The organism is Streptomyces milbemycinicus, assembly GCF_002154605.1.
Lineage (GTDB): Bacteria > Actinomycetota > Actinomycetes > Streptomycetales > Streptomycetaceae > Streptomyces > Streptomyces milbemycinicus.
The window spans coordinates 1-7962 of sequence record NZ_MUNE01000706.1 but is presented as its reverse complement, the minus strand read 5'-3'; the positions used below and the strand labels follow the sequence as shown (position 1 = coordinate 7962).

The 7962-nt window shown below is 67.5% G+C and carries 7 protein-coding genes; 5 read left to right on the top strand and 2 right to left on the bottom strand.

From position 1 onward, the window contains the following. Positions 1–560: TetR/AcrR family transcriptional regulator (locus CCN51_RS43605; protein WP_086860835.1), on the bottom strand; the 560-nt coding region annotated here is incomplete at its 3' end. A gap of 233 nt (positions 561–793) precedes the next feature. On the opposite strand from CCN51_RS43605, the gene CCN51_RS43600 reads away from it, so the two are divergent. The 5 genes from CCN51_RS43600 to CCN51_RS43580 all read left to right on the top strand — a co-directional run bounded on the left by CCN51_RS43600 (position 794) and on the right by CCN51_RS43580 (position 6462). Further along, positions 794–2131 carry an MFS transporter gene (locus CCN51_RS43600; protein ID WP_086013787.1) on the top strand — a complete coding sequence of 446 codons (1338 nt, stop codon included), beginning with the start codon at positions 794–796 and terminating at the stop codon, positions 2129–2131. After that, a complete protein-coding gene (locus tag CCN51_RS43595; RefSeq protein WP_425444794.1) occupies positions 2047–3693 on the top strand; it encodes an MFS transporter in 1647 nt (548 codons plus the stop codon). The genes CCN51_RS43600 and CCN51_RS43595 overlap by 85 nt, the downstream gene beginning before the upstream one ends. Before the next feature lie 250 nt (positions 3694–3943). After that, positions 3944–4429, top strand: a complete 486-nt coding sequence (locus CCN51_RS43590) for a DUF2269 family protein (RefSeq protein ID WP_014182143.1) — start codon at positions 3944–3946, stop codon at positions 4427–4429. A 137-nt stretch (positions 4430–4566) separates the two neighbouring features. Next, a complete protein-coding gene (locus tag CCN51_RS43585) occupies positions 4567–5394 on the top strand; it encodes a COG4705 family protein (protein ID WP_014182144.1) in 828 nt (275 codons plus the stop codon). A gap of 165 nt (positions 5395–5559) precedes the next feature. Continuing rightward, positions 5560–6462 carry a COG4705 family protein gene (locus tag CCN51_RS43580; RefSeq protein ID WP_014182145.1) on the top strand — a complete coding sequence of 301 codons (903 nt, stop codon included), beginning with the start codon at positions 5560–5562 and terminating at the stop codon, positions 6460–6462. On the opposite strand, the gene CCN51_RS43575 is transcribed toward CCN51_RS43580, so the two are convergent. Beyond that, complete coding sequence (locus tag CCN51_RS43575; RefSeq protein ID WP_086860833.1) at positions 6443–7891, bottom strand: sensor histidine kinase; 1449 nt, start codon at positions 7889–7891, stop codon at positions 6443–6445. The genes CCN51_RS43580 and CCN51_RS43575 overlap by 20 nt on opposite strands. Positions 7892–7962: the final 71 nt, after the last annotated feature.

Sequence of the window (7962 nt, the reverse complement as noted above, 5' to 3'; positions counted from 1 at the left end):
TCGGCAACGCGCTGCAGCGCGACCGCGTCGAGCCCGCCCTTGGCCAGCACTTCCATGCCCCGGTTGATCGCCATGAGCAGTTGGCTGATTCCGGTGGCGTCCGCCTCGGGATCGAGGTCGCCATGCCGCTGCGCAGCCTGCACGCACCCGGTCAGCGAACCCTCAATTCTCATGAGGGCCTGCCTGACGCGTGCACTGGCCTGCGGATCGTGGTCGACTCCCTCGACGACGAAACCGGTCACCATGCAGCCGAGCCGGTCGGGGTCATCATGCACCACTCGCGCTGACTTCACGAGATATGCATGCAGCCGTTCCAGCGCGGTGCCATCGGGGCCTTCGAGCACGGCCGCCCAGGCCGCCTCATTGCGGTCGCAGTACGCCCCCAGCGTCCGCAGGTACAGCTTGCTCTTGTCGCCGAAGGCGGCGTAGAGGCTGCCGCGGCCCAGCCCGCCGGCCTTGGCGATGTCGTCAACGCTGGTGCCGGCGTATCCGGAACGGCGGAACTGTCGCTCGACGGCCTGTATGACCTTGTCCTTGTCGAATCCTGGTGGGCGCCCCATGAGGGCCAGCCTACAGGCCGCACGAGCATTCTTGACATTCCGTTCCACAAGTTCCTACGGTTCCTGACAGAGCGGTCCAGAACTCTGGTGTCCGTCACTCACAGCATCCCGCGAATCCCGCAGAACGGATGAGACGCATGTCTTCGCAAGATCAGATGGCCCCTCCACGAACACAGAGGGGAGGTGGAGGCTCCTCGAACACCCGTCCGGCTCTCATTCTCGCCGTGCTGGCCATGGCGAGTTTCCTTGGCCAACTCGACGTGTGGATCACCAACGTCGGCCTGCCGGACATCGGGCAGGGCGTCGGCTCGACGTCTCTGTCAGATCTGAGCTGGGTGCTCAATGGCTACGCGATCGTCTATGCCGCCCTTCTCGTCCCCGCGGGGCGGCTTGCCGACCGCTTCGGACGGAAGGCCGGTTTCCTTCTTGGCATGGCTGTCTTCGTAGCGGCGAGCCTGGGGGCGGGTCTGTCCGGCGACGTATGGGTGCTCGTCGTCTTCCGTGCCATTCAGGCGCTGGGCGCCGCCCTGCTGACCCCGGCCAGTCTGGGCCTGGTGTTGACGAGCGCTCCCGCGGACAAGGTGGAGCGGTATGTCAAGATCTGGTTCACCGCAGGTTCGCTGTCCGGGGTATGCGGGCCGATTTTCGGCGGGCTGCTGGTCCAGGTCTCCTGGCGGTGGCTGTTCCTGGTGAACATTCCGCTCGGGCTGCTCGCGATCGCGCTGGCCGCCCGACTCGTGGCCAACGTCAAGCACGAACAGGACGCCCGCCTCCCCGACCTGCTCGGCGGTGTCCTGCTGATCATCGTGGTCGGCGGACTGTCTCTCGGCGTGGTGAAGGCGCCCGACTGGGGCTGGTCGGACACCCGCGTCGTTTCGTCTCTGGTCGTGGCAGTGGTCGGGGTGGTGGTGTTCCTGCTCCGCTCGTCACGTCACCAGGCACCCGTGGTGGACCTCTCACTCTTCCGCGACCGGATCTTCGCCTCGGCGAACCTCGCTGCCACGCTGCAGTTGGCCTCGTTCGCCAGCCTCCTGCTGTCGACGATCCTCTGGTTGCAGAGCCACTGGCACTACTCCGCCATCAAAACCGGATGCGCCAGCCTTCCCGGCCCCGTGGCCTTCGCACTGGCTGCCGCTCTCGGTGATGCGCTCCAACGCCGATTCCGGATCCCGGCCGGCATCATCGCCGCGGTCGGCAGCGCCATCGCCTCTGTCGGCGTCCTTCTCTTCGCCGTTCTGCTGCACAACGATCCGAACTACGCTTCCGGAATCCTCCCGTGCTGGCTGATCTTCGGGGCCGGCGCCGGATTGGCGCTTCCGACCGTCGTCTCCTCCGCGACGGTCGGCCTGCTCCCCGAGCAGGCGGCTACCGGCAGCGCCATCGTGACCATGGCAACTCAGATCGGTTCGGTCGTCGGCATCAGCATCCTGGTCGCCATGCTCGGCACCGCCTCCGGTGGAGCCTCTCTCGAGACCTACCAGCACGCATGGTTTGTCGCGATGGGACTCATGGCTGCCGCAGCTGTGGTGTCGCTGGGCGTATCGCAGAAAAAGGTGGTGGCGGTCCGATGACGGCGTCCGTACCGGCTCAGGCTTCCCGCGCCGCGGCCCCCGGCGGCGGGCGGGCCCGCTGGCTTGGCCTTCTGGTGGTTTGTCTCGGCGTCATGATGGCCTTCGTCGACGTCACCTCCACCATCTCGGCCCTGGGCGATATACAAAGTGACCTGCACGTCTCTGCGAGCACGCTGGTATGGATCACCAGCGCGTACAGCCTTGCTGTCGTGAGCTTCGTGATGTCCGCCGGAACCTTCGGCGATCTCGTGGGGCGTCGACGCGTGTTCAGCCTGGGTGCCGCCGTCTTCCTGGCCGGCAGCGTAGTCGCCGTTTTCGCCGACAGCGCCGGCATGCTCATCACCGCACAGGCGATCGCGGGCCTCGGCGGCTCAGCCGTGTTGCCGACGAGTCTGGCGATTGTCAGTGCCACCTTCACCGACCCGCATGAGCGCACCGCCGCGATCGGCATCTGGGCCGCGTGCTCCGGAGTGGGTCTGGCCATCGGTCCGATCCTCGCCGGAGCCCTGCTCGAACATTTCTCCTGGCACACCGTCTATATCGCCAACATCGTCATCGCCGGTACGGCCCTCCTCCTGGCCCCGGTCTTCGTGGCCGAGTCCAAGCACCCCACGCGCAAGCCCGATCTTGCGGGCCTTGTCCTGGGCACAGTGATGACGGCCTCGGCTACCTACGCGATCATTCAGGGTGGCGCCACGGGATACACCAGGGCGCCGATCATCACCATGTATGTGGTCTTCGCCGTATCTCTGTTCATGTTCGTACGCGTAGAACTCCGTCACCCCGACCCCATGCTGGACCTGAGGCTCTTTCGGAGCGCTTCCTTCTCGGCCGTCATGGGCGTGGCTGCTGTCAGCGTTTTCGGACTGGTCGGTGTCGCCCTGCTCAGCGTGCTCTACATGGAACGCGTGGGACAGACCAGTCCCCTCGACGTCGGCGTGCGCCTGCTGCCGCTGTTCGGAACGTTCCTCCTGGTCACAGTAGTGGCCGCCCGGGTGCTGGTACGCCGGGTCGGCTTGACACTCTTGATCACTGCGGGCCTGGTCCTCATCGGAGCCGGGTCTCTCGCGCTGCTCGCGACCGATGCCTCGGGAGGCTACGGGGCGATGTGGCCCGGGCTGCTCGTGGCGGGCATCGGAGCGGGCCTGCTGACGGCGCCTTCGACGGCTGCCGCAGTCAACAGTGTCTCGCCGGAGCAGGAGGGCATGGCGGCAGCAGCGGTGAACATGGCTCGTCAGCTGGGAACCGTGCTCGGCCCCAGTGTGCTCGGAACTGTCGTCACCAGTCGCTTCCCGGGGAACCTGCATGACCGTCTCGTCGAGACAGGCATCCCCTCGCCGCAGGCGGACAGGATCGTGGAGGGAGCGTCACACGGCGGTGGCGCGACAGACCTCCCCGCATCCCTCGCTCGTGTGGTGGGAACGGCGGTACCGAGGGCGTTCACCGACGCCGTGCACTTGGGCAACGTCATAGGCGGAGTCGTACTGATCGCCATGGCCGTGCCCGCGGCGCTGTTCGTCCGCCACAAGGTTCACAGTCCCCGGACATCCGCCGAAGGGTAAGCGGTACGTCAACGGGACGGTGCGAGGCGCCCACAGGACTTCTGGCCGAACAACGTCCCCGGAACAGCCGGTGTTGATCCCTGAGCACAACCATCAACACCGGCACCGCCGCCCGCGAACTGAGCACCCGTCAAACGGAGGACGGGACCTCCGGGCGACGACGTGATCAACCATCGGGCCATTTTAAGTTAGACTGAAACTATACGCCTGATGCCCCGCGTCAGCGTGCGCGCGAAAGGGAGACACCGGCATGGCCAAATTCCTGCTCAGCATCCACGTGCTGGCGGCGATCCTGCTCATCGGACCGGTCACCGTTGCGGCGAGCATGTTCCCGCGTTTTGCGCGCCAGGCACTGGCCGACGGACCCGAGCAGCAGTCGGCCAAGGAATCGGTCCGGCTGCTGCACCGGATCTGCCGGGTCTACGCCGTGGCCGGCATCTCCGTCCCGGTCTTCGGTGTTGTCACCGCCCAGGTGATGGGCGTGATGGACAGCGCCTGGCTCATCGCCTCCATGGCTCTGACAGCGGTGGCCGCCGTCCTGCTGGGCATCGCGGTGCTCGGTACCCAGGACAGCGTGGTCACCCAGCTCGACAAGCCCGACCAGACGTCGACCGCCGCGGAGTCCCTGATCGCCCGGCTGCCCCGGCTGTCGATGATCACCGGCTTGTTCGCCCTCGCCTGGCTGATCGTGGTGGTCCTGATGATCGTCCGCCCCGGCTCGACGACAGGCGCATAACGGCTCAACCACCGCACGCCCCGCGGTGCAGGCGTACCGACCCGAGCCGGGTGGACGCCCCATCGAACCCGAAGGTGTGCGTGGTGTCGCACGGCAGTCAGGATGCGTTCAGGTGTCCGGTGGCACGGTCGCCTCCCATGACCTACGAAACGTCTGAGACATCCGCGGTCCCCGTGACCGGCGGGCCCGCCGCCCCGGTGCGGCATCGGCTGAGCTGGAACAAGGTGCCCGAGATCACCGTCTACTTCTGGATCATCAAGGTGCTGTGCACGACGGTCGGGGAGACTGCGGCCGATCTGCTGAACGAGAAGGCCGGGCTCGGACTCACCGGTGTGTCGGTGCTGATGAGCGCGTTGCTGGCCGTGGTGCTGGTGGTGCAGTTCCGTACGCGTGCGTACCGGGCGGGCGTGTACTGGCTCGCCGTGGCCCTGATCAGCGTCGTCGGCACTCTGATCAGCGACAATCTCACCGACAACATGGGCGTGCCGCTGGAGACCAGTACGACGGTGTTCGCCATCGTCCTCGCGGTGGTGTTCGCCGTCTGGTACCGGCGTGAGCGGACGCTGTCCATCCACAGCATCGACACCACTGGCCGCGAGTCCTTCTACTGGCTCGCGGTGCTGTTCACCTTCGCCCTGGGCACCGCGGCCGGCGACCTGGTCTCCGAGCGCATGGATCTCGGCTACTGGCTGTCCGCCGTCCTGTTCGCCCTGGCCATCGCCGCGGTTGCCGTCGCCCACTTCACACTCGGTCTCGACGCGGTGTGGAGCTTCTGGATCGCGTACATCCTCACCCGGCCGCTCGGCGCCTCGATCGGCGACTACCTCTCCCAGCCGACCGGAGACGGCGGCCTGGGCCTGGGCACCGTGATCACCAGCGCGCTGTTCCTGGGGGTCATCCTCGGTCTGGTCATGTACCTGGGTGTGACGCGCAAGGACGTCACCGAGCCGGAGCGGGCCGCCTGACTCGTGGCCTGACCTGCCGGCCGGTCGGCGTTCAGGATGCGTTCAGGCTCTCTGTGCCATGGTCGGAAATCTCGGCCGCCGCCGGTGGCCGGCTCATCTCAACAGGGCGCTCGTCCCGGGTCCGGGGCGAGCGCTCTGTCGTTCGACCGGACAGGAGAAGTTGAGTTGGCGAAATCGGAGATCCTCACCGAACTCGACGTGGCGAGTACGTCGAGTACGACCAAGTCGGTCATGAAGAAGTTGCCCGAAGTCACGCTGATCTTCTGGATCATGAAGATCGCCGCGACGACTCTGGGCGAGACGGCGGGCGACCTCTTCGCGCAGACCCTGAAGCTGGGCTACTTCCTCACCACGATCGCCCTGTTCCTGATCTTCGTGGTCACACTGGTGGTCCAGCTGCGATCCAGCCGCTACAACCCGTTCTTCTACTGGACCGTGATCCTGTCGACCAGCATGGCGGGCACCACGATGTCCGACTTCATGAACCGCGACGCCAGCGGGAAGTACCTCTCGAACGGCGCGACGAAGCTGGGCTGGGGCCCTCAGGGCCTCGGGCTCGGCTACCCCGCCGGAGCGGCGATCCTGATCTCGATCCTTCTGGCGATCTTCCTCGCCTGGAAGCTGAGCGGGATGACGTTCCAGATTCGCGACATCGTCACCTTCAAGGGCGAGGCGCTGTTCTGGTCGGCGATCCTCGTGTCAAACACCCTCGGCACCTCCATGGGCGACTTTCTGTCCGACAGCTCCGGCCTCGGCTACGCCGGTGGTGCGCTGCTCGTGACCGGGGTGCTCGCCGTGCTCGTGGCGCTCATGAAGGTGCCCGTGGTGCCGAATGTGCTGCTGTTCTGGATCGCCTTCGTCCTCACCCGCCCACTGGGTGCCACCGCGGGCGACTTCCTCACCAAGCCGGTCGCCAAGGGCGGCCTGGATCTCGGTACCGCGGGCTCGTCCGCCGTCCTGCTCGCCATTCTGTTCGGCCTGATGGCCTTCGCCCACGCACAGGAGCGCCGGACCGCCGCCGCACCGGTGCAGGAGCAGCGGGAGCCGGTCACCCGGCAGGCAGGCTGACCGTGAACCTGGCCCCGGGCGCGTGTCCGGGGTCGTAGGACACCTCGCCGCCGACGGCGCGGGCCAGACGTCGTGCGAGTGGCAGCCCCAGGCCCGCGCCGTCGTGACCGTCGCCGGAGTCGGCGCGGCGGCCGGGCTGGAACAGCTCGCCCACGAACGCCTCCGGTACCCCGGGGCCGTCGTCGACGACGTCGATCCGCACGGCGCCGGGGATGCGCCGCGCGGACACGGTCACGCGAGAATCGGCGTAGCGGACGGCGTTGGCGAGCAGGGGGCTGAGGATCCGTTCGAGGAGAGCGGGTGCGACCCCCGCCTCCAGCACCGGGGCTCCTGCATTCACAGCGGTCTTCACGTGGTCCGGTGTGTCGACCTGCTGGAGCAGGCTGTCCAAGATGGGCACGACGTCGGTCGTTCCGGGGGCCGTCGACGGGTTCAGGGCATTCTCGCGGGCGTCGTTCAGAAGAGTGTCGCAGATGGTGCGCATGGACTGGGCGGCCTCGGCGATCACCTCTTGGGCAGCGCGGGTCTCGGCGTCCGTGCGGGGGCGGGCCCGCCACCAGTCGAGTTCCATGATGATCCGGGTGAGCGGTGTGCGCAGTTCGTGCGACAGCTCTCCCGTCAGCTGCTGCTCGTGGCGCAGTACGGTGCGTATGCGGTCCAGGAGCTCGTCCAGTGAGGCTCCGAGGCGGGCGAGTTCGGCCGGCTGGTCCTCCGCGCCGAAGCGCTCGTCGGAGCCCACGGCGCTCCGCTGGGTGGCCTGGTCGGTCATCGTCCGCACCGGGCGCAGTGCCCGGCCGACGGTCAGGCGGGTGAGGACGTACGTGCAGCCGAGCATCACCGCGTCCAGAATGAGCGACCCCAGCAGCAGGGTGTCGGCCGAACTGCGGTACGGAGTCATGTCCAGCGCGGTGACGACGGTGGCAGTGGCATGGCGGCCGGCGATGGGGTGGGAGCACAGCCGGACCGGCCGGTCACCGTGGGCGTGGACGGTCGTGCAGGCATGCTTCCGTTGCGCTGCCAGCCGGTCGGCAGCCCGGGTGAGCGGGCTGTCGGCCGTGACGGACGGCGGCTGCTCCAGCGGACGGGTTCCGGCGTAGGTCCAGACGTTCGCGTCGAGGAGGCGGTCGTTGACGGTTTCCAGTACTCGTACCCGGGAGCCGCTGGTGTCGATGGTCGTGGCCACGGCTGCCGCTCGGTTGCGCAGTTCGTCGTCCGCCTGGTGCCGCAGGTGCCGGTCCATCGCGACGTTGAACACCACGGTCAGGATCGTCATGAGCAGGGTGGCGATGGTGAGCGCCACGAGAGAGAGCCGGCCGCGCAAGGTACGGGGGGCAAGGCGACGGAAGACCCGGAAGGCACGGAAGGCACGGCGGACCCGGAAGGCACGGCGGACCCGGAAGGCACGGACGGCACGGACGGCACGGCTCATGACAGGCGGTGTCCGGTTCCCCGTGCCGTACCGATCGTCAGGCCGCTGCCCGCCGCACGCAGCTTGCGGCG

Excerpts from the sequence above, each read along its gene's own strand:
- CCN51_RS43590 (WP_014182143.1), top strand. The coding sequence starts at position 3,944 with ATGGCCAAATTCCTGCTCAGCATCCACGTGCTGGCGGCGATCCTGCTC.
- CCN51_RS43600 (WP_086013787.1), top strand. The coding sequence starts at position 794 with ATGGCGAGTTTCCTTGGCCAACTCGACGTGTGGATCACCAACGTCGGC.
- CCN51_RS43575 (WP_086860833.1), bottom strand. The coding sequence starts at position 7,891 with ATGAGCCGTGCCGTCCGTGCCGTCCGTGCCTTCCGGGTCCGCCGTGCC.
- CCN51_RS43585 (WP_014182144.1), top strand. The coding sequence starts at position 4,567 with ATGACCTACGAAACGTCTGAGACATCCGCGGTCCCCGTGACCGGCGGG.
- CCN51_RS43595 (WP_425444794.1), top strand. The coding sequence starts at position 2,047 with ATGGTTTGTCGCGATGGGACTCATGGCTGCCGCAGCTGTGGTGTCGCT.